This window comes from Candidatus Palauibacter sp. (genome assembly GCF_965197445.1).
GTDB lineage: Bacteria > Gemmatimonadota > Gemmatimonadetes > Palauibacterales > Palauibacteraceae > Palauibacter.
This window is the reverse complement of the sequence record NZ_CBDANE010000003.1, coordinates 132717-155224: the sequence shown is the minus strand read 5'-3', so window position 1 is coordinate 155224 and position 22508 is coordinate 132717. Positions and strand designations below refer to the sequence as shown.

Sequence of the window (22508 nt, the reverse complement as noted above, 5' to 3'; positions counted from 1 at the left end):
GCGGTGAGTAGCGTTGGGTAACTCCGCCGCGCGCGGGGCCACGCCGCTGCGCCTGCTCGCGGAGGCCGCGCTTCTCGCGGTCGTAGCGTCGGGGGTTCTCCTCGACTCACGCTCCTACCCGGGATCGCTGGCCGAGGGCGCGCCGGGCCCGGCTTTTTTCCCACGGCTCCTCGCCACGCTCCTCATCGCCTGCGCGGTCTGGCTCGCGATCCGGACCAAGCCATGGTCCCCGCCGTCGGGGCCGCCGCCGGACGCGAGACGTTCCCGCGGGAACGTTTTTTCGGGTTCCGGGGCCGGGCGCCGCGCCCACCTGTGGCTGGCCGTAGCGTGGATTGCGGCCTTTCTGCTCGTATGGCCGCGGCTCGGGACGGTGGTGTCGGTCCCCCTCCTCGTCGTTGGGCTCATGTGGCTGACGGGGGAGCGCTCGCGCGCGGTGCTCGTCTCGGTGCCGCTCGCCTTCGCCGGGTTCATCTATCTCGTGTTCATGGTCGCGCTCGGCGTGCCGCTGCCCGCCGGCTTCTGAGGGGCGGCGCGTGACCTCCTTCTTCGACGGACTCCTGACGGCGCTCCAGCCGGGGAACCTCGCGGCGCTCCTCGCGGGGAGCCTGCTCGGGGTGTTCGCCGGGGCGATGCCGGGGCTGAGTTCCACGGTGGGACTCGCGCTCGTCCTCCCGGTCACCTTCGCGCTCGATCCGACGCCGGCGCTCCTGATGATGGTCTCGATCTACATGGCGGCGGAGTACGGGGGATCGATCACCGCGATCGCGATCGGCGTGCCCGGGAGTTCGCCGGCGCTCGCGACCACCTTCGACGGCTACGCCATGACCCGGCGCGGCGAGGCGGGACGCGCGCTCGGGATCTCACTCTTCTCCTCGATGATGGGCGGGCTTCTGGGGACCGTGCTCCTCGTGCTTGCGCTGGGGCCGCTGTCGCGGGCGGCGATCGCCTTCGGGCCGGCGGAGTATTTCGGGCTCGGGGTGTTCGGACTCTCCATCGTCGCGAACCTCGTGGGAGACGATCCGCTCAAGGGGGTTATCAGCGGGGTGCTGGGGCTCCTCTTCTTCGTGGTGGGGCTCGACGTGCTCACGGGGGCGCCGCGGCTCACCTTCGGCACGAGCGCGCTCATGGACGGGCTCGGGCTGGTGCCGATGCTGATCGGCTTCTTCGCGATCGCCGAGGCGCTGGAAGCTGTGACCGGCCGTCGGAAGGCGACGGCCCCCGGGGGCGGAATCACGGGCCGGCTCCCGAAGGCCCGCGAACTGTTCGGGCTGTGGCGCACGATCCTGCGGGGCTCGGCGATCGGGGGGGTGATCGGGGCCATCCCCGGCGCCGGGGCGACGATCGCCTCCATCGTGGCGTGGAACGAGGAACGGCGGGTGTCGAAGACGCCGGAGCGGTTCGGGACGGGCGTGCCGGAGGGGATCGCGGCGCCCGAGGCGGCGAACAACGCCTGCGTGGGGGCGGCGATGATCCCGCTGCTGGCGCTCGGGATCCCGGGCTCCGCCAGTGCCGCGGTCCTGCTCGGCGGCCTCACGGTGCAGGGGGTGGCGCCGGGGCCGCTGCTCATGGCCGAGCGTGCCTCGCTGGTGTACGCGCTGTACGCCGGGTTCGTGGTCGCGGTCCTGATGATGCTGGCCGTGGGACGGCTCGGCATCCCCCTCTGGACGCGCGTCGTGCGGCTGCGGCCCTCGATCCTGATGCCGCTCGTCGTGGCCATCTCGCTGGTGGGGACCTACGCCCTGCGCGGGAACCCGGCCGACGCGTGGGCGGCCCTCTTCTACGGGCTCGTCGGCTTCGCTATGCTGCGGGGCGGCTACCCGCTGGCGCCGGCGGTGCTCGGTCTCATCCTCGGTCCCATGATCGAGACGAACTATCGCCGGGCGCTGACGCTGTCCTCGGGGTCGCACTCGGTCTTCCTCGAGAGCCCGATCAGCCTCGTGCTGCTCGCGCTGGCAGTCGTCAGCTTTGCCGCGCCCGCGGTCCGGAGCCGGTTGATATCCGCGCGAGCACGCGGGAAGAACAACGAACCCGACAAGAAGGAGCACGAGTGAGCGCGACAGGCGCGGTCATCGACTTCATTCTACAGACGACGATCGACGGTTTTCCGGAGCGGCTGCTGGCCGAAGGACGACGCTGCGTCACGGACGGTACGGGGGTGATCCTCGCCGGTTCGACGGACGCCTGCTCCCGCATCGTCCAGGACCAGATCGGGGCGCAGGGCGGGCATGCGGAGGCGACGATCTTCGGGCCCCCCGATACGCGGGCGCCTGCCACTCTGGCGGCGCGGGCGAACGGGACGGCCGGGCACGCGATGGACTTCGACGACACACAGCTTTCGAACGCGCCCGACCGCATCTTCGGTCTCCTCACGCACCCCACGGTGGCGCCGCTCTCGGCGGGGTTCGCGGCGGCGGAGCGGGAGGGCGCGACGGGCGCCGAATTCCTGGAAGCGTTCCTCATCGGCTTCGAGGTCGAGTGCAAGATCGCCGAGGCGATCGATCCCCGGCACTACATGGAGGGGTTCCACTCGACCGCGACGATCGGCACGCTGGGCGCCTGCGCCACGGCCGCCAGGCTGGCCGGGCTGGAGGCGGACGAACTCGCCATGGCGCTCGGCATCGCGGCCAGCCTCTCGTCGGGGATCCGCCTCGGGTTCGGCACCATGACCAAGCCGCTCCACGCCGGCCGGGCGGCCGAGAACGGCATCCTGGCCGTCGACCTCGCAGCGCGCGGCTACACGGCCGGCCACGACGCGCTGGAGGCGCCGTGGGGCTTCTTCCGCGTGTTCGGCGGCGGCTTCGAGCCCGAGCGGCTGGTCGGCGCGCTCGGCGCACCCTACACGCTGCTCGACCCCGGCGTGTCCGTGAAACCCTTTCCGTCCGGGAGCCTCGGCCACCCCAGCATGGCCGCCATGCTCGAACTCGTAACCGAGCACGACATCGCCCCCGACGACATCGCCCACATCACCTTCCGCGCCGGGCACAACATCCTCAACCCTCTCCGGTATCCGGTGCCCAACAACGAACTGGAGGCGAAGTTCTGCATCCCGTTCGTCCTCTCGAGCATCGTCCTCCGGCGGCGAGCCGGGATCCGGGAGTTCCACGACGACTTCGTCCTCTCGGACGAGGCGGGGGAGATGATGAGCCGGGTCACCGTCCAGTTCGACGAAGAGATCGATGCCCGCGGCTACGACCGCATGCGGAGCGCGATCGACGTCCGGCTCCGCGACGGCACCGAACTCCACACCGAAGCGGACACGTATCCGGGTGGCCCGGAGCGGCCGCTCAGCCGGGAGGAACTGCACGGCAAGTTCCGGGACTGCGCGAGCCTCGTGATGGACGACGAGCAGATCGACGGCGCCCTCGACCAACTCGAACACGTGGACGAAGTGGTGCACATCGACGATCTGGTGCGGGCGTTGTCGGCGAGCCCCGGCCGGAGTCCCGGCGTGAGCGGCTGCGGCCGGGCTCGAAGCGGGTTCGTCCTGCTGGGAGCGCTGTGGGTCGCGGCCTGCGGCGACTCGGCGGGCTCGGGAGCGGGGGATAGCTCGCTGGAGGAAGCGGCCGAGGCGGCGGGGCGCGGCCCCTACGACGCGCTCCAGGTCGAGATGGATCTCATGCTCCAGATGCGGGACGGCGTCCGTCTCGCGACCGACGTCTACCGGCCCTCGCGCGAGTATGAGCCGGTCGACGAGCCCTTCCCCGTCCTCCTCCACCGGACCCCGTATGACAAGACCTCGCGCGGGCTCGTGGATCAGGCGCGCTGGTTCACGACCCACGGCTTCGTCGTCGTGCTGCAGGACACGCGCGGCCTCTATGCCTCCGAGGGCGAGTTCCAGAAGTACCACGAGTTCGACGCCCCCGATGGCTACGACACGATCGAATGGCTCACCGGGCTCGACTACGCCGAGCCTTCCGTCGGCATGTGGGGCACCTCCTACGGCGCACACACCCAGGCCGACGCCGCCAAGCTGAACCCGCCGGGACTGAGCACGCTCGTCCTGACCATGGGAGGGCTCTCCGACGCCTGGACGCACAAGGTGCGGAACCACGGCGCGTTCGAACTGGGACAGCAACTGGGCTGGGCCCACCTTCAGCTCGCCGCCGTGGCGGACGACCCCGAGATCCGGCTCCGGCTGCAGGAGGAGCCGCCGTCCGACTGGTTCCCCGACACCCCGTTCCGGAAGGGGGAGAACCCGCTCTCCGTGGCCTCGAATTTCGAGGACTATTACCTCACCATGCAGAACCACGGGGACTATGACGACTATTTCCGAGGCATCGGCCGCAACTGGGCGGAGTACTATGACCAGACGGCGGACATCCCGATGCTGCATGTGGGCGGCTGGTACGATTCCTACGCCCCCGGCACGATACAGAGTTTCGTCGAACTGTCGCGACTGAAGTCGTCGCCCATGATGCTCGTGATGGGTCCGTGGACCCACGGCGGGAACAGTCGTTCGGTCGCGGGCGACATCGAGTTCGGCGCCGACGCCGCGATCGAGGACTTCTCGCGCGAGTTCCACCTGCGCTGGTTCGACCGGCAGCTGCGGGGACAGGGCGCGAACGATCTGTTCGAGGACGCCGCGCGACTGGGAGGCGAGGCCGCCGGCGCGGTCACCATCTTCGTCATGGGCGGGGGCGACGGTCACCGGGACGAGAACGGCCGTCTCTTCCACGGCGGCGAATGGCGCACCGCTGACGCCTGGCCCCTCGAGGACACCGAGATGACGCCGTTCTACCTGCGCGCGGAGGGTGGGCTGACCCCCGAACCGCCGGGCCAGGGCGAGGGTTCGACGGCGTACACCTACGATCCCGAGCACCCGGCGCCCACGATCGGCGGGGCCTTCTCGGGCGCCCTCAAGCGGGGCGGCTACGATCAGCGGGAGCGGACGTTCAGGTCGCTCCAGGGCGGATCGGAGAACGGGTTCTTCGCTTCCGAGGTGGACGGCCGCCGCACCGCGGACCGAGACGATGTTCTCGTATTCGAGACGGAGCCGCTGGCCGGGGAACTGGAAGTGATCGGCCCGGTGAGCGTCACTCTGTGGGCCTCATCGAGCGCCCCGGACACCGACTTCACCGCCAAGCTCGTCGACGTCTATCCGCCCAATGAAGACTATCCCGAGGGGTTCGACCTCAATATCACGGACGGGATCATTCGCGCCCGCTACCGGGAGTCCCGGGAACGCGAGACGCTGATGACGCCCGGCGACGTCTACGAGTTCCGGATCCAGCTCTTTCCCACCGCCAACCTGTTCGCGGCCGGCCACCGCATTCGCCTCGAGATCTCCAGCTCCAACTATCCCCGCTTCGACGTGAACCCCAACACCGGCGAACCGCTGGGCCGCCACACCCGCATGACACCGGCGGAAAACACGATCCACCACGCCGGCGCGTTCGCGTCGGCCATCACCCTTCCCATCCAACGGAGATAACCTCATGCATGACGTGAACTGGCTCGCCATCCTGGTCGCCGGCATCGTTCCGATGGTCGTCGGCTTTCTGTGGTACGGTCCCGTGTTCGGCAAGCAGTGGCTCGCCCTCATGGAGACCACCACCGAGGAGATCCAGAAGGACTTCAACCCGATGAAGACGCACGGCTCGAGCTTCGTCCTCTCCCTGATCACGGCCTACGTCCTGGCCCAGCTCCTCGCCGGGATGGAGGGCGGAGGCGCGATGGCGGGGGTACATGTGGGGCTGCTCGTCACGGTCGGCTTCGTCCTCAACGTCGCGTATCAGGGGGTCGCCTACGAGAACCGGAAGCCGGGGATCTTCGGGCTCAGCATGGGCTTCAACGCCGTCTCGCTCGTCGGACAGGCCGTGGTCCTCTCCGTCTGGACCTGATTCGGAGAGTCGCTTGAGATGATGACGGCACCTACGTCAGATCGTCAGACGACTTCCGGGGCTTCGCGACGAAACGGTAGACGAGATAGCCGACGACGCCGAGCACGAAAATCGTGGGGAGCCAGCCCAGGAGATTGAAGATGGCTCCCGCGGCCACGACGGCGGCGACGCCTTCGATGCGGCCGAGCGTCCGCTGTCGCCGGCGGGTCTTCTCCACCTCCCGCTGCGTGTAGAGGTCCGGCAGGAGATCCGAGTCCACGTCCTTCATTAGATTCCCTCCGGCTGGGTGAACGGCATCCTACGATGTCCCGCCGGAGGCTGTTTCCGCCATCCCCCTCTCCGGGCCGGGGGCGATTTGGTAAATTCCGGCCGCGCGGGGCGCGCCATGCGCTCGACGTTCGACATGCTACGGAGATTCGAGATGCGCGGTTCGATTCCGGTTCCTGGAGTACTGCTTGCCGGCCTGTCAGTGGGCCTCTGGTGCGGGCCGGTAGCGGCTCCCGCGTGGGCGCAGTCGGCGATGCCTGTCGTCCTTCCGCTTCGAGAGCGGGCCGAGGTCATCGATCACTGGCTGGAGCGGCGGCTCGAGACCGTGGCGCCCGAAATCATGCGACGCGAGGAGGTGGACCTGTGGATCGTCGCCGCTCGGGAGTACAACGAGGATCCGGTCATCGAGACCATGCTCCCGTCCACGTACATGGCGGCCCGGCGTCGCACTGTGCTCATCCTCCACGACCGGGGGCCGGGGCAGACGCTCGAACGCCTCGCCGTGGCCCGGTACGACATCGGCCCCTTCCCGCGCGCGTGGGATCCCGACGAGGAGCCCGACCAGTGGGGGCGCGTGGCGGAGATCATCGCGGAGCGCGACCCGGAGCGGATCTCGGTCAATCGTTCCTCCACCTTCGCCCTCGCGGACGGGCTCACGGGTACGGAGTACGACGCCTTCATGGACGCGCTCCCGGCGAAATACCGCGAACGAGTGATGCCGGCCGAACGGCTGGCCATCGGGTGGCTCGAGACGCGGACGCCCGAGGAGATGGAGGTCTATCCCCAGATCGTGCGGATCGCGCACCGGATCATCGCCGAAGGCTTCAGCGCGAAGGTGATTCAGCCGGGGGTGACGACGACGGAAGACGTCGTGTGGTGGTACCGCGAACGGATCCTCGAACTCAGGCTCGGCACCTGGTTCCAGCCCAGCGTGTCCGTACAGCGGCACGAGAAGGCCGGCGGCGCGCGGGAAGGGGAGGGCGATTTCTCCGCCCGTCCCGACGAGAACGTGATCCGCCCGGGCGACCTGCTGCATGTCGACTTCGGGATCACCTACCTGCGGCTGAACACCGATACGCAGCAGCATGCCTACGTGCTGAGACCGGGAGAGGTCGCGGCCCCCGCGGGCCTGGTGCGCGCGCTCGCGGCGGGGAATCGCCTCCAGGACATCCTCACGGAGAACTTCGCGGCGGGCCGCTCGGGGAACGACATCCTGGCGGGCGCGCTCGCGCAGGCGGAGGCGGAGGGGATCGATGCGACGATCTATACGCACCCGATCGGGTTTCACGGACACGGGGCCGGACCCACGATCGGGCTCTGGGACCGGCAGGGCGGCGTGCCGGGGCGCGGCGACTATCCGCTCTTCGCGAACACGGCGCACTCGATCGAACTGAACGCGGCGGTCCCGGTCCCGGAGTGGGGCGGACAGACGGTGCGGATCATGCTGGAGGAGGACGCATTCTTCGACGGCGAACACACCTGGTACATCGACGGCCGTCAGACCGAGCTGTGGCTGATCCCGCGATGACTTCGGCGAGAACCGTGGTTCGGAGCCTGCTGGCGGGGTCCATCGGCGCGCTCGCGATCCTGGCGGCCGGTGCCGGGTACGGCCTGTCCGCGCAGATGCCGCACGCCTGGGTGCTGGTGGGACAGGACGCGGACGACTACCGGCTGAGGCTCGACGCGGAGGTCGCACACTCGGGCGCCTCGAGCATGAGGCTGGCGGCGCGGGGCAACCGGCGGCGGAGCCAGTGGGCGGCGAGCGTACAACTGGTCGACGCGACCGCGTATCGGGGGAAGCGGATGAGGCTCAGCGGATACCTGCGCGGCGACGACCTGGGCTCGGGCGGCCTGTGGGTGCGGGTGGACGGCATCCTGGAGGGCAGGTACGCGATGCTGGCGCTGGATAACAGCGAGGGCCGGCGCATCGAAGAGACGCAGGAATGGGAAGCCCGGGATATCGTGATCGACATCCCGCCCGAGGCGGTGACGATCCTGCTCGGCGCGATGATCACGGGCGACGGCGCGCTGTGGGTGGATGATCTCGCCTTCGAAGCGGTCTCCGGGGACGTGCAGCTCACGACGGAGCCCGAGGTCGTCATCACGGACCAGCCCTATGAGCGGCCGCTCGGCGTCTTCCCGACACCCACGAACCTGGACTTTGAACGAGAGATGGAGGACCCCATGGAGCTGGACCGATGACCCGGCGCGGGCTGCTGAGGGGGCTGATCGCTGCGGCTTTCGCAGCCGGGTGTGGCGAGGGCACCCCGCGCGCGGAGCAGGGGGCCGACGCCGCGGCGACGAGGACAGTGGCCGAGATGCCGGGCTCTCCCGCGTTGAACGAACCGCTCCCGTTGCTGGACCTGACGGATCTCGGCGGAGAAACGGCGGACCTCGACCAGTTCCGGGGTCGGGTCGTCGTCCTCAACATGTGGGCGACGTGGTGTATCCCGTGCCGCGACGAGATGCCGGAGCTGGAGCTGATGCACGGCCGCTATCCGTCCGATGCGTTCACCGTGGTCGGGATCTCGATCGACGAGGGCGAGACCTCGCTCGTGGAGGGATTCCTGGAGGAGTACGAGATCTCCTACCCCAACTTCATCGGCGACGGCCCAACCCTGTTCGAGGCCATGGGGCTCTATCCGGGCGTGCCGCACACGCTCCTCGTGGACGCGGAGGGCATCGTCCGGGAACACTGGAGCGGCCGCTTCCACCCCTTCGAGCCCGTCACCGAAGCACTGGTCGCGCAGCTCCTCGCGGGCTGACAGGACCGGCATTGATCGAGATTCGGCCGCTGCGGCCCGAGGACTGGGACGGGGTGCGCACGATCTACGTGCAGGGCATGGAGACAGGGGACGCGACCTTCGAGACCGAGGCCCCAAGCTGGGCCTCGTGGGACCGGGAGCACCTCGCGGCGTGCCCCCGCGTGGGGATCGACGACCCGGGCTTCGGGTAACGCTGGGGTCTGCCCCTTGACGTCAGGCCCCCACCAAGCGATCATTGCGCCGGTATGGACCGATCCGGCCGCGTGCCGGACGACAGACTGAGATGGCAGGATCGCAGGATCGGGGGGCCTCTCAACAGGGTCGCCCTTTTTTTGCGTTGTTTTGCGTGGCGTGTGCCACGACCCTGGCGCGGGGGAGACCGCGTCAAACTGGTCAGCGGTCGGCAGGTACGGGTTTTCCGAACTCCGACAGTGACTACAGCAAGGAGTAGGAAATGCGTACGAGAGGTACAGTGAAGTGGTTCAACGACCAAAAGGGTTTCGGTTTCATCACGCCCGAGAGCGGTGGTAAGGACTGCTTCGTTCACCACACGGCGATCCAGTCGGACGGTTTTCGCACCCTCAAGGAGGGCGAGGCCGTCGAGTTCGAAGTCACTGACGGGACCAAGGGTCCTGCGGCGGAGAACGTGATTCGCGTCGATTGATCGCTGGCCGCCACCAGGCGTACGGTGATTCAGCAAAGGGCCGCCCGGCGACGGGCGGCCCTTTTTTTGTTATGATTCAGAGGTCGCCGCCGTAGCGGCTCGTCGCGATCGGCGGATCGATCCGCACCCCGGATCCACGGAGAACATCATGACCCGCCGCCGCCCTGTCCCACTCGTCCGCTCCCTGCTTCTCGTGATCGCCGCCTTCCTCTCGGTCTTTCTATCGGTTACCTCGTCCATGGCAGCACAGACCGGGGCCGAGTCCGGGCCGCTGCGCATGGAGGACATCTTCGAAGTCGAGATCGCGGCCGACCCGCAGATCTCGCCCGACGGCCGCTGGGTCGTCTACGTCCGGCAGCGCGCCGACATCATGACCGACGGCCGGTTCTCGAACCTGTGGATCGTGGGCGCCGACGGGTCGGGTCACCGGCCGCTCACCGCCGGAGATTTCACGGACAGTTCGCCGCGCTGGTCGCCCGACGGGACGCGGCTCGCGTTCATCTCGAACCGGAGCGGGGATGCGCAGATCCACGTCCGCTGGATGGATTCGGGCGAGACCGCCGCGATCACGAACGTGACGGAACCGCCGAGATCCTTCGCGTGGTCGCCGGATGGAAACCGGATCGCCTTCGGCAAACTGGTGCCGAAGCCGGCCCCGGCCATAGGCGGGATGCCGAGCCCGCCGGAGGGAGCGGAGTGGGCCGAGCCCGCCCAGGTCGTCGAGCGGCTGGTCTATCGCTTCGACCAGCTGGGAGACCTGCCGCACGGGTTCGTCCATGTCTTTGTGGTCCCGGCCGAAGGGGGCACGCCGCGCCAGATCACCAGCGGCGACAACCACTGGGCCGGAAACGGGATCGGCGGGACGCACTTCTCGTGGACGCCGGACGGCGGCTCCCTCGTCATGTCGCGCGACCCGCGGGGGGGCGACACCGAGAGCGTGTTCGTGGCGGACACGGAGGTATTCGAGGTTTCCGTCGGCGACGGCGCGGCGACGCAGTTGACGGATCGCCGGGGCCCGGACGACGGGCCGATCGTCTCCCCGGACGGCCGTCACATCGCCTATTTCGGGATGGACGACCGCTTCCAGGGCTATCAACTCACGCAGCTCTACGTCATGAACCGTGATGGGAGCGACCCGCGCTCGATCTCGGCCGGGCTCGACCGCGAGGTGTACAACGCCACGTGGGCGCCCGACGGGTCGGGCCTGTACGCGCTGTACGACGACGAGGGAATGACCAAGCTCGCGCTCTTCGGTCCCGGGGACGACGGAACCGACCACCGGGTGCTGACCGAGAACGTCGGCGGTGTCGGCCGGGCGTACGCCGGCGCGACCTATACCGTGGCCCAGGACGGCAGCTTCGCGATGAACTACACGACGCTCGCTGTCCTCTCGGAGATCGCAACGGGTCGCCCCGGCAGCGACATCCGGGTGCTTACGGGGATCAACGACGACCTGTTCGCGAAGCGGGAGATCGGCGAAGCCGAGGAGATCTGGTACGAGTCCTCACACGACGGACGGCCGATCCAGGGCTGGATCATCAAGCCGCCGGGCTTCGACCCGTCGCGCCGGTATCCGCTCATCCTCGAGATCCACGGCGGCCCGTTCTCCAACTACGGAGCGCGCTTCGACCTCGAGAAGCAGCTCATGGCGGCGCAGGGCTACGTCGTCCTGTACACGAACCCCCGCGGCAGCACGAGCTATGGGGAGGAGTTCGGGAACCTCATCCACCACGCGTACCCGGGCGACGACTTCTACGACCTCATGTCGGGCGTCGACGCAGTGATCGACCGCGGCTACGCGGACCCTGACGAGCTGAACGTCGTGGGCGGGAGCGGCGGCGGCGTGCTGACGGCGTGGCTCGTAGGCCGCACCGACCGCTTCCGGGCCGCGGTGTCGTGGTATCCGGTCATCAACTGGTACAGCTTCGTCCTCACGGCGGACATGTCCGCCTCCGGGGTCAAATACTGGTTCCCGGGACTGCCCTGGGACCACGTCGAGCACTACGAGTCGCGCTCGCTCCTGAGCGTGGTGGAGAACGTGACGACGCCGACGCGGATCGTGACGGGCGAGGAGGACTGGCGCACGCCGATGTCCGAGTCCGAGCAGTACTTCAAGGCGCTGAAGCTGCTCGGGGTGGAGACGTCGCTGGTGCGCTTCCCGGGCGAGCCGCACGGCATCCGCCGCCGCCCGAGCCACCACATCGGGAAGATGCTGTCGACGCTGGAGTGGTTCCGCCGCTACTCGGCGACAACGTCCTGAAGACGCGGGGCCTGGGCCAGGAATTACAGCGGCAGCCCGGTGGACAAGAGGATCTGATCGTCGTACCCTAAGATTGTTGAATATCGAATCGCTGGAGTACGATATGCAACAATCTATACCGAGACCGCGTCTCGAGAGTGCGATCCGGCGGGGGCTGTCCGAGGCTCCGGTGGTGGCTCTTCTGGGTGCCCGCCAAGTCGGGAAAACGACCCTCGCCGAGCAGGTCGTGTCCGCCCGGAATGGGCCAGCCGTCATCTTCGACCTGGAAGTGCGCGCCGAGAGGGCAGCCCTGACCGCAACGCCCGAGAGGCTGCTCCGCAGCACTGAAGGGCTCGTCGTCATTGACGAAATCCAGCGCATGCCGGAGCTGTTTGAAGTCCTGCGCCCGATTTGCGACGCCCGCGCCCGCAAGGCCGTGTTCCTCGTCCTGGGTAGCGCTTCGCTGGACCTGATCGAGGGCGTTTCGGAGACCCTGGCCGGCCGCGTCCTCTTCGTGGATGTGGGCGGCTTCTCGCTCGCCGAGGTCGGGCCGGAGAACCAGGATCGCCTGTGGCTGCGGGGCGGCTTTCCGCGAGCCTACCTCGCCTCCTCGGGCGGGGCGTGGTCCCGCTGGATGGAGTCCTTCGCGCGCACCTTCCTGGAACGGGACATTCCGGGGCTCGGTTCGAGAGTCGCACCGGCGGCGCTTGGCCGCTTCTGGAGGATGCTGGCGCACTACCACGGGCAGACGTGGAACGCGGCTGAACTGGCGCGCTCCATGGACGTGAGCGTGACCGCGGTGAGGAACTACCGCGACCTGCTGGCGGGTTCATTCATGATCCGCCTGCTCCCGCCGTGGTTCGAGAATCTGGGCAAACGGCTGGTGAAGTCGCCGAAGGTCTTCCTTCGAGACAGCGGCATCCTGCATTCCCTGCTCGGGATCGAGGGAACGATGGAATTGGCCGTGCATCCCCGTTACGGCGCCAGCTGGGAGGGGTTCGCCCTGGAGCAGACGCTCCTCGAGCACGGAGAGCGGGAGGCCTATTTCTACGGCACGCAGCGGGGGGCGGAACTGGATCTGCTGCTTCTGCGGCGAGGGCGGCGCTGGGGCTTCGAGTTCAAGTGCACGGACGCTCCCCGGACCACGAAGTCGATGCACGTCGTGATCCGGGATCTGGGCCTCGAACGTCTATGGGTCGTCTACCCCGGGGATGTCGAGTACCCGTTGACCGACACCATCACCGCCCTGCCGCTGAAGCGAATCGGGGACATTTCGCTCCGCTAGCGGGCGACCTGGAAGGGGACGGTCGCGACCTGGTCGTCCCACCAGATCGTGAACACGCCGCCCTCCTGCGTCATGTCCATGAACGAGATGACGAGCTGGTCGGCGGACATCATGATCGTCGATACGTCCATCGTGGTCCGCAGCACGTCGCGGTCGGGCGTGTATTCGTAGGCGCCCCACAGCGCGTCGGGGTTATCCTCGCGGAAGCTCTGCTTCGCGCCCCAGTTCGAGAAGATGAGCGTCCACTCGCTCTCCGTGAGTTCCGCGAAGACGCTGTACTCTCCGGCCGGCAGTCGCTCGCCGCCGAACATGAGGTCGACCTCGGTCATGAAGCGCGTGGACTGGTCGGCCCCGACGCGCCACAGGGGGGCGCCGCGCAGGAACTGCTGTCCGTACTCAACCCCCGACCCGAACAGATCCCTGCCCCGCAGGATGGGGCGGCCGTAGGTCACGACGACCCAGGACCCGCCCTGGTAGCTCCCCTCCGCGTCGAAGGAACCGCCGACCTGCGTCGCGGCCTCGCCGCGCGGGCTCATGCGGCGGTTCTGGGCCTCCGCGGCCGTGGCGAACGCGAGCGCGGCGCCGAGGGCGATGGCGAGGCAGGGAATCGAGCGAGACATCTTCTTCATTCGAACCTCCAAGGGGGTGCACGAGGCAGCTTCGTTCAACGGCGCGGCGGCGAATCCCCGCAGCGCGAGCGCCATCCTACGTTCGCCTCCCCGACCGGGAAAGCGGGATGCGTCGCCGGTCCATCGCGCGTCCGATACAATAGGGCGCATGAAACAGAAGTTTCGGGGGATCGTCGTAGCCTGCGGCTTGTTCACGGCAGCGTGCGGCGCCGGATCCGGCAATGGGTCCGGCGCGGGAGCGGCGCGACAGTCTGGCGATGCGGCCACGGTGCGGGCGGAGATCGAGGCCGTGACCCTCCGCTGGGAAGCCTCTCTGCTCGCCGGGACGCCGGAGGAGGCCGTGGCGGACGTCTTCACGCCGGACGCGGTACGACTGCCGTCCGGAGAGCCCGCGGTACAGGGACACGAGGCGATCGCCCGCGCGCTCGAGGGTTCCGCGCCGCTCCTCGAAGCCCGATTCACTATCGACGATCTCGAGGTGGACGGGCGTCTGGCCTTCGCGAACGGGACATACCGCGTGCGGGGCCCCGACGGGGTCGAACTGAGCGGCAAGTTCCTCGAGGTGTGGAGGCGGACGGCGGCCGGGTGGCGCATCCACCGCGTGATGTGGGACTAGCGCGCAGACGTTCCCGCGGGAACGTCCGCACCGGCTACGGGACGCGATCTCGCGGCGACGACACGTTCCCGCGGGAACGTGCCCGGGTGGCCGCATGTCGCCGCGCACTGACAACTCTGCGGGAGATTCCGACGCGATGAAGATGAAGAAGACGGGAAGGTCGCCCTCCACAGACGCCGTACACGCGGGGCAGCAGGAGCCGAGGCCCGAGGGGGCCATCGTGACGCCGATCTACCAGACGGCCAACTACCTGCTGCGCGGCGAGGACTACCACGACATCGGGTATATCCGGCTCAGCACGACGCCGAACCATCGGGTCCTCGGGAAGCGCATTGCCGCGCTCGAGGGGACGGAGGCGGCGCTCGTCCTCGCGAGCGGGATGGCGGCGATCTCCGGATCCCTGCTCACGGTGCTCTCGTCGGGAGACCACGTGCTCGTGCAGGATACGCTGTACGGCGGCACGGCCAGCTTCCTGCAGCAGGACCTGCCGCGCTTCCGGATCGAGCACTCGGTGATCGATCCGCAGGATCCGTCGAGTTGGGCCGCACAGTTGAGGCCGACGACGCGCGCCATGTACGTGGAGACACTCACGAATCCGCTCGTGCAGGTCGCGGATCTTGAGGCGGTCGTGGCGTTCGCCCGCGAGCACGGGCTGGTGACGCTGATCGACAACACGTTTGCGAGCCCGGTGAACTTCAGGCCTGCGGAAATCGGCTTCGATCTCGTGCTCGAGAGCTGCACGAAGTACATGAACGGGCACAGCGACATCGTGGCCGGGAGCGTGGCCGGCCGGGCCGATCTGGTGCGCCGCGTGAAGGTGTTGCACGACCACCTCGGCGGCTCGCTCGACCCGCACGCGGCGTTCCTGCTCGAGCGCGGGCTGAAGACGCTGAGCGTGCGCGTCCGTCAGCAGAACGCGTCGGCCGGCCGGCTCGCCGTGCTGCTCGAAGCCCACCCCGCCGTGTCCGTCGTGCACTATCCGGGGCTGGAGAGCCATGCCCACCACGCGCGTGCGGCGCGCCTGTTCGACGGCTTCGGAGGGATGATGTCGTTCGAGCTTGCGGGCGGGGTCGACGCGGCCGAGGCCTTCATCGCTGCGCTCACGATCCCGACCGTCGCGGCAAGTCTCGGCGGCCCGGAGTCGCTCGTCGTGCGGCCCGCCGCCGCCATCCACGCGGGCATGTCCGCCGAGGAGCGGGCCAAGGCCGGCATCAGGGACGCCCTGATCCGCTTCTCCACAGGGCTGGAGGGGACCGACGACCTCGCGGCCGATCTGAACCGGGCGCTGGCGAGCCTGCCGCGGGCGGTCGCGGGTTCGACCGCGTGAAGCCACCCGGCCTGCCGGACATCGAGGCGGCGCGGGAGCGGGTCTACGCGGCGGCGCTCCGCTCCCCGCTCGTCCGTCTCGGCGTCGACGAGGGACCCGAGATCTGGCTCAAGCTGGAGAACCTGCAGCCGATCGGCTCGTTCAAGATCCGCGGCTCGGCGAACGCGATCGGTCTCATCCCTCCCGAGGAGTTGGCGGCGGGCGTGTGGACGGCGAGCGCAGGCAACATGGCGCAGGGCGTCGCCTGGAACGCCCGCCGGCTCGGCGTCCCGTGCTCGGTCGTCGTCCCGGAGACGGCGCCGCGGCTCAAGCTGGACGCGATCGCCCGCCTCGGCGCGACCGCCGTGAAGACCTCCGTCGCCTCCTGGTTCGAGGTCTTCCGAACGCAGCGTTTCGAGGGGATGAGAGGGCGCTTCGTGCACGCGTTCATGGACCGCGACGTGATGGCGGGCAACGGCACGATCGCGCTCGAACTCATCGAGGATCTCCCGGACGTCAACGCGGTCATCGTCCCCTTCGGCGGCGGCGGGCTGGCGTGCGGGATCGCGGCCGGGATGCGCGCCCTCGCACCGGACGTTCCCGTGTTCGCGTCCGAGGTCACGGGACAGGCCCCGTTCGCGGAATCGCTGCGCGCGGGCCGCGCCGTCTCGATCCCGTACACGCCGTCCTTCGTCGACGGGATCGGCGGTCCGCACGTCGAGCCCGCCATGTGGGAGTTGTCGCGGGACCTGCTCGCGGGCTCGGTCGAGGTCTCGCTCTCCGAGGCGGCGAGCGCAATCCGGCTCCTCGCAACCCGCAACCGCGTCGTGGCCGAAGGCGCCGCCGCGGCCGGCGTCGCCGCCGGCCTGTCGGGCGCCGTCAAGGGCGAAAAGATCGCCTGCATCGTTTCCGGGGGAAATCTCGATCCGTCGAGCCTGTCGACCATCCTCGACGACGGCGTGCCCCGAATCCGGTCGAGACGTGACGCATGAGTGCTCGCGCATGCGATATGCGCTCATTATGATAGCGTCACTGAGATCCGGAGATGGGAGACCAGGATGGGAAGTCTGACGATACGGAACCTGGACGACGCGGTAATCGCCCGGCTGAAGGCGCAGGCGAGGGAAAACGAACGTTCCCTTGAGGGCGAAGTCCGTCACGTGCTCAAGCGAGAAGTGTCGAGACCTCCCCGCGCGGCCGAGTTCTTCGCACGTGCCGACGCCTTGGCGGCGACGACGGTCGACGCCAGACAGACCGACAGTACCGCTCTGGTCAGGGAAGACCGCGTTCGGTGAGAGTCACGGTCGACGCCAGCGTCGCCGTGAAGTGGTTTGTGGCGGAGGAAGGACGCCACGAAGCACTGAAGGTGGCGGGTGCCCGGATCGAGCGGCACGCACCGGACCTCGTGTTGCCCGAGTGCGCCAACGTGATCTGGAAGAAGAGCCGTCGCGGAGAGGTTCGTTCAATTGAATCCTTCATTCACGAGATCTCCAGACTGTCGGAGGTCCTGGTTCTTCACCCCGGCGCGGAACTGGTACGGGATGCGACGATGATCGCCGTTCAAGCCGGACACTCGGTGTACGACTGCTTCTACATCGCATGCGCAAAGCAGACGGACTCGATCCTCGTCACGGCGGATCGCCGACTGGCAGAGATCGTACCGCGATGGGCCCCCTCCGTTACGGCCGTTACCCTCGAAGACGGGGACGGGATGGCCGCGATCGAAGCCGCCGGCGTTCGGCTGATCATTGGCCCGGAAAGCGTCGGCGAACTGATCCAGGCGTGGGACCGTCTTGCAGCGACGGAAAAAAGCGTTCTGGAGGACACTTTCGCAGGGGAATCGACCGCAGGGGTTCGGATCATCACGCCGGAACACGGCAGGATGGTCGAGAACTCCGTCCGGACATCGCCTACGTACCGGAGGCTGTTGCGGCTGATTCGGACTCTGGAGCACGAGGAGCGCGTGGATCTGCTGGTCCTCGGCTGGCTCGGAAGGGACGAACGGATGACGCGGCGGAGGCTCCTCGATCACGCAATCCGTATGGTGGACCAGTTGAGCGTTCACTACATCGCGTATCTGGGTGCGCACTGGCGCGCCGGCCAGGCGCGGGTGGCCGGGCAGGAACCGACGTAGTGGCGGACAACAGCAGCGGAGGGCGAGACGCATGACCGACCCGCCCGTATCCGGTCCCCCGATGAAGCTCACCGCCTCCCAGGTCTCGCTCGTCCTCAAGCGCGCGGCCGAGATCGACGCCCGCGGCGACTCGATGAGCGTCGAGGAGTTGGAGCGCATCGCGGCCGAGGCGGGGATCGATCCGCGAGCGACGCGAACGGCGATCGCGGAATTGATCGCGGAGGAGATGCCCGCCCCGGTCCCCGCCCCCGAGCCCCGACCTCCGGCCGTCACCACGGCTCGCGACGGCAACCCGGCATCTCCCTCTCCCGGGCGTATCCTCACGGGCGGGGCGGTCGGGCTGGCCTTCGGGTTCCTCTTCGCACTTTCACTGGGGAGCGCCATCGTGGGATCCGGCGCCACGGTCATCTACCTCATACTGCGTGCCGTGCAGGGCATGAAGCGCGGCAGCCAGCTCGACTTCCAGCTCCAGAACTTCACCCTCTGGTTCATGGCGACTCTGATAGTCTCGGCCGCGCATGGGTTCGAAGGGTTTATGTTGACCTTGCTCGGCTGGATCCTCACCTCGATCGTCGGCGGACTCCTCGTCCGCTTCGGGCCCCGGGAAGAGACGACGGAGGAAGATGTCCCACAGATCGAGTCCGGAGGGCGATGACGCATGAATGACGCACCGATGAAGCTCACCACCTCGCAGGTCTCCCTCATTCTCCAGCGCGCGGCCGAGATCGACGCCCGCGGCGACACGATGAGGATCGACGAGTTGGAGCGCATCGCAGCGGAAGCCGGGATCGATACACGGGCGACGAGAACGGCGATCGCGGAATTCATCGCCGAGGAGATGCCCGCCGCGAAGCCACAGGTTCCGCCGGCCGCGGAGCCTCGGCCCGGGACCTCGGCCTCGCCCTCCTCCGGCCGCATCGTCGCGGGCGGAGCGGTCGGCCTGGCCTTCGGGTTCATCATCTCCCAATCGACTGCGGGCGGGGCTTTGGGCTTCGGCTCTACCGTCATCTACCTCATGCTGCGCGCCGTGCAGAGCCTGAAGCGCGGCAACCAGCTCGACTTCCAGCTCCAGAACTTCGCCGTCTGGTTCGGGGTGGCGATGGGCGGTCTGGCCACGGATGTCTTGTTCGCCGAGGAAATCATCGGGCCGGTTTTTGTGGTCTGGTTGATTACCTCGTTCCTGGGCGGATTGCTCGTCCGCTTCGGGCCTCGGGAGGAGGAGCCGGAGGAAGAGGTCCCGCAGATCGAGGCCGGAGGCCGCTGACGTGTCACTCCTCCGAAAGCCCGGAACGTCGATCGGGCTCTGGGTGGGGTTGACCGTCTGGGCGACGGCGTGCGGCGCCCCGGCCGGCGATCCGGGCGGCGAGGGGCTCAACGTGGAGCGGCTCCCCAACCTCGGCTACGGGGAGGCGGAGGACCGGGCGGCCTTCTTCCAGCGGCAGCTCGACCGCGCCCTCGCCATCGACGCCGAGGCACTCTTCCCCCTTCTCCCGCTCGAGGATGAGGAGGATCTCGACCGCTTCGTGTCGCTCGTCGAGCAGGTTCCGTCCCACGTGCGCGACCTCGAGGGCTACGTAAGGGGGCAGTTCGAGCGCGACTTCATCGTCTCGAGCCAGAACCTGACGCCCGTGATCCAGCTGGTCCGCGCCACGGCGGGGGAGCTTCCTGGCGACGCGGCTCGTCGTCGATCCGGGGATGAACTACTTCGGCATGACCCGGGAGGAGGCGCGGCAGTTCATGCGCGAAAACACGCTCGAATCCGAGACCCAGATCGCAACGGAATCCCTGCGGTATTCAACAGATCTGCCGGGGCAGGCACTCGCCTATCAGATGGGGAAGCGCAAGCTGCTCGCATTGCGGGCCCGGGCCGAAGACGCACTCGGCGACGGGTTCGACATCCGCCGCTTCCACGATGTGGTGCTCCGGAACGGGTCGGTGCCGATGGTCGTGCTGGAGGGGCAGGTCGACGCCTGGATCGACGCGGAGGGAGGCGGGAGATGACGACGCGGACGATGACGACGCGGACGATGACGATACGGACGATGGCGGTGGCCAGCGCCCTCGCGCTCGTGACCGGGGCCGGCCCGGCCGAAGCCCAGGCGCCGAACTCGGTTCCGACGCCGGAGTCGGTCCTCGGGCACCCCGTGGGCGCGGACTTCGAACTCGCGACGTACGAGACATCGATCGAGTACTTCGAGCGGCTGGCCGCCGCGAGCGACCGTCTGGAGCTGCGCGAGGTGGGGCGTTCATCCTTCGGGCGGCCGGTCTACCTGGCGTTGATCTCCAGCGCCGAGAACCTCGCGAACCTCGACCGCCATCGCGAGATCGCGCAGCGGCTGGCGCATCCCCGCGGACTGACCGACGAGGAAGCGCGACAACTCGCCGCGGAAGGGAAGGCACTGGTCTGGGTCGATGGAGGGCTGCACGCGTCGGAGGTGGCGCACGCGCAGCACACGATCCAGCTGGCGTACGACCTGGTGACAGGGGACGCGGACCCGGAGATCGCCGCGATCCTCGACAACGTCATCTTCATGCTGTGGCCCTCGATCAACCCCGATGGGCAGTCGCTCATCGTGGACTGGTATCGATCGAATCTGGGGACGCCGTACGAGGTCGCGCCCGCGCCGTTCCTCTATCAGAAGTATGTCGGGCACGACAACAACCGGGACGGCTACATGATCAACCAGATCGAGTCCCGGTACACGACCCGCGTGGCGCGGCAGTGGGAACCGCACATCCTCTACAACCACCATCAGAGTTCGCCGTTCCCGACCCGGATCTGGATTCCGCCCTTCGCCGAGCCGATTTCGCCGCACGTGCATCCGCTCATGTGGCGCATGGTGAACCTGATCGGGATGGCGATGTCGCAGGGGCTCGAGGAGCGGGGCCAGCGGGGCGCGACGCACATGGGTACGGGGTTCGACAACTGGTATCCGGGGTTCATGGACCACGCGCACAACTTCCACAACGTCGTGTCGTTTCTCACCGAGACGGCGCTGTACCGCTACGCGACCCCGGGTTTCTACACGATCGGAGATTTCCCGGCGTCGGAGCGCGACCTGAGGCCTGAATCGCTCTATTCGAGTCCGTGGGAGGGCGGGTGGTGGCGGCTTCGCGACGCCGTCGACTACATGCTCACGGCGTCGATCTCGGTGCTGGACGTGGCGGCGAAGTACAAGACGGATCTCCTCTATAACCGGTATCAGGCGGGCCGGGACATCATCGCGCAGTACGAGGAAGGGCCACCCTACGCGTACTTCGTGCCGCAGGAACAACGCGATCCGGTCGCAGCTGTGGAGTTGCTGCGGCGGCTCGCCTTCAACGGGATCGAGATCGACCAGCTCGCGCGGGCGGTGAACCACCAGGGCCTGGACCATCCGGCGGGTACGTGGGTCATCCGCATGGACCAGGAGTTCGCCAACTTCGTGCGTCAGCTGTTCGTGCTTCAGGAGTATCCCGACCTGAGGGAGTATCCCGAGGGGCCGCCCGATCAGCCGTATGACGTCTCGGGGTGGACGCTTCCCGTCCAGATGGGTGTGCGCGTGATCGAGGCGGCATCCCCGCTCGGCGCGGAGGTGCGGGATGCGCTCGAGCCACTGTCGGGCGAGGCGCTCGCGTGGGATGCCGCCGTGGAGGATGCGGCGCCGTTCGACGCCCCGATCGGCGTCGGGTTCGACTCGCACCCCGTCGCGGCGGCGATCGTGCCGCCGGCCGGCCGGGTCACGGGCGGGGGATCGGCGCTCGTCGTGGACCCGGCCCAGAACAACGCGTTCAAGGCCGTCAACCGGGCGTGGGCCACGGGGGCGCGGGTCTCCTGGGTACCGGGTCGGACGGGCGCGGACGGGGAGCCGGGCACCGGCGGCCGGTACGCGATCTCGGGGCTTCCCGGCGAGGCGCAGATCGTGCGCGACCTCGGGCTGCAGGCGACGCGCGGCTCCGGCGGCGAGAACCTGCGCCCGCCGCGGATCGGACTCTACCGTCCCTGGAGCCCCAGCAGCGACGAGGGGTGGACGCGCTGGACGCTGGAGAGATACGGGTTCGACTTCGCCAGCCTGTACAACGCGGATGTACTCGCCGGTGACCTCGACAGCCGCTACGACGTGATCATCATGGCGGACATGTCGCGGGGCCAGATCGTCGACGGGTTCGCGAAGGGCTCGGTGCCGCCGCGCTACGAGGGCGGGATCGGGCCGGACGGCATACGGGAACTCGACGCCTTCGTGCGGGGCGGGGGCACGCTGGTCACGCTCAACCGGAGTTCGATGTTCGCGATCGAGGCGCTGCACCTGCCCGTTCGGAACGTCGTCGCCGGGCTCAGCCGGCAGGACTACTTTCAGAGCGGCTCGATCGTCGAGTTGCTCGTCGATCCGTCGCACCCCGTGATGGCGGGGATGCCGGAGCGGGCGGCGGTCGTCGTCGGACAGAGCCCGGTGTTCACGACCGAGGAGGAGTTCGAGGGACGGGTGATGGCCAGGTACGAGACGGAAGGTTCACCGCTGATCTCGGGATACTTGCTGGGAGCGGAACATCTCGCGGGCTACGCGGCGGCGGTCGACGTGGCGCACGGGGAAGGGCGGGTCGTGCTGCTGGGCATGCGGCCGCAGTGGCGCGGACAGCCGTTCGGGAACTTCCGGATCCTGTTCAACGCGGCGCTCTACGGCCGTGAACTCGCCGATGCTACGCCGGAGTCGTCGGACTTCTGGACCGCTCCCGAGGAGACGGAGGATGAAGGCGAGCCCGGGGGCGGCGGATCATAGCGGCCC

The 22508-nt window shown here is 68.4% G+C and carries 23 protein-coding genes; 20 read left to right on the top strand and 3 right to left on the bottom strand.

What is annotated here, in order from left to right; all coding sequences use genetic code 11:
* The first annotated feature begins 13 nt into the window (after window positions 1-13).
* Genes ACN9M6_RS01300 through ACN9M6_RS01285 form a run of 4 tightly spaced genes read left to right on the top strand, consistent with a single transcriptional unit; the run spans window position 14 to window position 5840 of the window.
* Entirely contained in the window at window positions 14-523 is a 510-nt protein-coding gene (locus ACN9M6_RS01300; protein WP_419161108.1) for a tripartite tricarboxylate transporter TctB family protein, read from the top strand.
* Window positions 524-533: 10 nt separating this feature from the next.
* Window positions 534-2051 carry a tripartite tricarboxylate transporter permease gene (locus tag ACN9M6_RS01295; RefSeq protein ID WP_419161107.1) on the top strand — a complete coding sequence of 506 codons (1518 nt, stop codon included), beginning with the start codon at window positions 534-536 and terminating at the stop codon, window positions 2049-2051.
* Window positions 2048-5431, top strand: coding sequence for a CocE/NonD family hydrolase (locus ACN9M6_RS01290; protein WP_419161106.1), 3384 nt, complete (start codon window positions 2048-2050; stop codon window positions 5429-5431). The genes ACN9M6_RS01295 and ACN9M6_RS01290 overlap by 4 nt, the downstream gene beginning before the upstream one ends.
* 4 nt (window positions 5432-5435) lie before the next feature.
* Complete coding sequence (locus ACN9M6_RS01285) at window positions 5436-5840, top strand: DUF1761 domain-containing protein (RefSeq protein WP_419161105.1); 405 nt, start codon at window positions 5436-5438, stop codon at window positions 5838-5840.
* 31 nt (window positions 5841-5871) lie between these two features.
* Here ACN9M6_RS01285 and ACN9M6_RS01280 read toward each other — a convergent pair whose 3' ends face one another.
* Complete coding sequence (locus ACN9M6_RS01280) at window positions 5872-6108, bottom strand: hypothetical protein (RefSeq protein ID WP_419161104.1); 237 nt, start codon at window positions 6106-6108, stop codon at window positions 5872-5874.
* Between the two features lie 153 nt (window positions 6109-6261).
* On the opposite strand from ACN9M6_RS01280, the gene ACN9M6_RS01275 reads away from it, so the two are divergent.
* The 7 genes from ACN9M6_RS01275 to ACN9M6_RS01245 all read left to right on the top strand — a co-directional run bounded on the left by ACN9M6_RS01275 (window position 6262) and on the right by ACN9M6_RS01245 (window position 13060).
* Entirely contained in the window at window positions 6262-7635 is a 1374-nt protein-coding gene (locus tag ACN9M6_RS01275) for a M24 family metallopeptidase (RefSeq protein WP_419161103.1), read from the top strand.
* Window positions 7632-8309: a hypothetical protein gene (locus ACN9M6_RS01270; protein WP_419161102.1), complete on the top strand. Its 678-nt coding sequence runs from the start codon at window positions 7632-7634 to the stop codon at window positions 8307-8309. The genes ACN9M6_RS01275 and ACN9M6_RS01270 overlap by 4 nt, the downstream gene beginning before the upstream one ends.
* Window positions 8306-8872 carry a TlpA disulfide reductase family protein gene (locus ACN9M6_RS01265; RefSeq protein WP_419161101.1) on the top strand — a complete coding sequence of 189 codons (567 nt, stop codon included), beginning with the start codon at window positions 8306-8308 and terminating at the stop codon, window positions 8870-8872. The genes ACN9M6_RS01270 and ACN9M6_RS01265 overlap by 4 nt, the downstream gene beginning before the upstream one ends.
* 11 nt (window positions 8873-8883) lie before the next feature.
* The gene (locus ACN9M6_RS01260) at window positions 8884-9063 is read left to right on the top strand and encodes an N-acetyltransferase family protein (RefSeq protein ID WP_419161100.1); all 180 of its coding nucleotides are present in this window, start codon (window positions 8884-8886) and stop codon (window positions 9061-9063) included.
* 263 nt (window positions 9064-9326) lie between these two features.
* Window positions 9327-9536: a cold shock domain-containing protein gene (locus tag ACN9M6_RS01255; RefSeq protein WP_419161099.1), complete on the top strand. Its 210-nt coding sequence runs from the start codon at window positions 9327-9329 to the stop codon at window positions 9534-9536.
* A 148-nt stretch (window positions 9537-9684) separates the two neighbouring features.
* Window positions 9685-11796 carry a prolyl oligopeptidase family serine peptidase gene (locus tag ACN9M6_RS01250; RefSeq protein ID WP_419161098.1) on the top strand — a complete coding sequence of 704 codons (2112 nt, stop codon included), beginning with the start codon at window positions 9685-9687 and terminating at the stop codon, window positions 11794-11796.
* A gap of 103 nt (window positions 11797-11899) precedes the next feature.
* The gene (locus ACN9M6_RS01245) at window positions 11900-13060 is read left to right on the top strand and encodes an ATP-binding protein (RefSeq protein ID WP_419161097.1); all 1161 of its coding nucleotides are present in this window, start codon (window positions 11900-11902) and stop codon (window positions 13058-13060) included.
* Here ACN9M6_RS01245 and ACN9M6_RS01240 read toward each other — a convergent pair.
* Window positions 13057-13689: a DUF2911 domain-containing protein gene (locus tag ACN9M6_RS01240; RefSeq protein ID WP_419161096.1), complete on the bottom strand. Its 633-nt coding sequence runs from the start codon at window positions 13687-13689 to the stop codon at window positions 13057-13059. The two genes, ACN9M6_RS01245 and ACN9M6_RS01240, sit on opposite strands and share 4 nt — an antisense overlap.
* A gap of 148 nt (window positions 13690-13837) precedes the next feature.
* On the opposite strand from ACN9M6_RS01240, the gene ACN9M6_RS01235 reads away from it, so the two are divergent.
* The 7 genes from ACN9M6_RS01235 (at window position 13838) to ACN9M6_RS01205 (ending at window position 19009) form a co-directional block, all read left to right on the top strand.
* Window positions 13838-14305, top strand: a complete 468-nt coding sequence (locus tag ACN9M6_RS01235; protein WP_419161095.1) for a YybH family protein — start codon at window positions 13838-13840, stop codon at window positions 14303-14305.
* A gap of 136 nt (window positions 14306-14441) precedes the next feature.
* Window positions 14442-15632, top strand: a complete 1191-nt coding sequence (locus tag ACN9M6_RS01230) for a trans-sulfuration enzyme family protein (RefSeq protein WP_419161094.1) — start codon at window positions 14442-14444, stop codon at window positions 15630-15632.
* The gene (locus ACN9M6_RS01225; RefSeq protein WP_419161093.1) at window positions 15629-16603 is read left to right on the top strand and encodes a threonine ammonia-lyase; all 975 of its coding nucleotides are present in this window, start codon (window positions 15629-15631) and stop codon (window positions 16601-16603) included. Before ACN9M6_RS01230 ends, ACN9M6_RS01225 begins: the two co-directional genes overlap by 4 nt.
* Window positions 16604-16669: 66 nt before the next feature.
* Window positions 16670-16906: a FitA-like ribbon-helix-helix domain-containing protein gene (locus tag ACN9M6_RS01220; RefSeq protein WP_419161092.1), complete on the top strand. Its 237-nt coding sequence runs from the start codon at window positions 16670-16672 to the stop codon at window positions 16904-16906.
* Window positions 16903-17745 (top strand): type II toxin-antitoxin system VapC family toxin, encoded by an 843-nt coding sequence (locus ACN9M6_RS01215; protein WP_419161091.1) that lies wholly within the window; start codon window positions 16903-16905, stop codon window positions 17743-17745. Before ACN9M6_RS01220 ends, ACN9M6_RS01215 begins: the two co-directional genes overlap by 4 nt.
* A gap of 31 nt (window positions 17746-17776) precedes the next feature.
* Window positions 17777-18400 carry a hypothetical protein gene (locus tag ACN9M6_RS01210; RefSeq protein WP_419161090.1) on the top strand — a complete coding sequence of 208 codons (624 nt, stop codon included), beginning with the start codon at window positions 17777-17779 and terminating at the stop codon, window positions 18398-18400.
* Between the two features lie 3 nt (window positions 18401-18403).
* Window positions 18404-19009, top strand: a complete 606-nt coding sequence (locus tag ACN9M6_RS01205) for a hypothetical protein (protein WP_419161089.1) — start codon at window positions 18404-18406, stop codon at window positions 19007-19009.
* A gap of 4 nt (window positions 19010-19013) precedes the next feature.
* On the opposite strand, the gene ACN9M6_RS01200 is transcribed toward ACN9M6_RS01205, so the two are convergent.
* The gene (locus tag ACN9M6_RS01200) at window positions 19014-19298 is read right to left on the bottom strand and encodes a hypothetical protein (protein WP_419161088.1); all 285 of its coding nucleotides are present in this window, start codon (window positions 19296-19298) and stop codon (window positions 19014-19016) included.
* A gap of 112 nt (window positions 19299-19410) precedes the next feature.
* Here ACN9M6_RS01200 and ACN9M6_RS01195 point away from each other — a divergent pair, with 112 nt between their 5' ends.
* Complete coding sequence (locus ACN9M6_RS01195; protein WP_419161578.1) at window positions 19411-19746, top strand: DUF885 family protein; 336 nt, start codon at window positions 19411-19413, stop codon at window positions 19744-19746.
* Window positions 19743-22502, top strand: a complete 2760-nt coding sequence (locus ACN9M6_RS01190; protein WP_419161087.1) for a M14 family metallopeptidase — start codon at window positions 19743-19745, stop codon at window positions 22500-22502. Before ACN9M6_RS01195 ends, ACN9M6_RS01190 begins: the two co-directional genes overlap by 4 nt.
* The last annotated feature ends 6 nt before the right edge of the window (window positions 22503-22508 follow it).

Bases quoted from the DNA above. Each gene is read 5' to 3' on its own strand.
- ACN9M6_RS01265 (WP_419161101.1), top strand. From the start codon at position 8,306: ATGACCCGGCGCGGGCTGCTGAGGGGGCTGATCGCTGCGGCTTTCGCA.
- ACN9M6_RS01250 (WP_419161098.1), top strand. From the start codon at position 9,685: ATGACCCGCCGCCGCCCTGTCCCACTCGTCCGCTCCCTGCTTCTCGTG.
- ACN9M6_RS01245 (WP_419161097.1), top strand. From the start codon at position 11,900: ATGCAACAATCTATACCGAGACCGCGTCTCGAGAGTGCGATCCGGCGG.
- ACN9M6_RS01205 (WP_419161089.1), top strand. From the start codon at position 18,404: ATGAATGACGCACCGATGAAGCTCACCACCTCGCAGGTCTCCCTCATT.
- ACN9M6_RS01240 (WP_419161096.1), bottom strand. From the start codon at position 13,689: ATGAAGAAGATGTCTCGCTCGATTCCCTGCCTCGCCATCGCCCTCGGC.
- ACN9M6_RS01280 (WP_419161104.1), bottom strand. From the start codon at position 6,108: ATGAAGGACGTGGACTCGGATCTCCTGCCGGACCTCTACACGCAGCGG.
- ACN9M6_RS01285 (WP_419161105.1), top strand. From the start codon at position 5,436: ATGCATGACGTGAACTGGCTCGCCATCCTGGTCGCCGGCATCGTTCCG.
- ACN9M6_RS01270 (WP_419161102.1), top strand. From the start codon at position 7,632: ATGACTTCGGCGAGAACCGTGGTTCGGAGCCTGCTGGCGGGGTCCATC.
- ACN9M6_RS01235 (WP_419161095.1), top strand. From the start codon at position 13,838: ATGAAACAGAAGTTTCGGGGGATCGTCGTAGCCTGCGGCTTGTTCACG.
- ACN9M6_RS01190 (WP_419161087.1), top strand. From the start codon at position 19,743: ATGACGACGCGGACGATGACGACGCGGACGATGACGATACGGACGATG.
- ACN9M6_RS01255 (WP_419161099.1), top strand. From the start codon at position 9,327: ATGCGTACGAGAGGTACAGTGAAGTGGTTCAACGACCAAAAGGGTTTC.
- ACN9M6_RS01210 (WP_419161090.1), top strand. From the start codon at position 17,777: ATGACCGACCCGCCCGTATCCGGTCCCCCGATGAAGCTCACCGCCTCC.
- ACN9M6_RS01275 (WP_419161103.1), top strand. From the start codon at position 6,262: ATGCGCGGTTCGATTCCGGTTCCTGGAGTACTGCTTGCCGGCCTGTCA.
- ACN9M6_RS01220 (WP_419161092.1), top strand. From the start codon at position 16,670: ATGGGAAGTCTGACGATACGGAACCTGGACGACGCGGTAATCGCCCGG.
- ACN9M6_RS01230 (WP_419161094.1), top strand. From the start codon at position 14,442: ATGAAGATGAAGAAGACGGGAAGGTCGCCCTCCACAGACGCCGTACAC.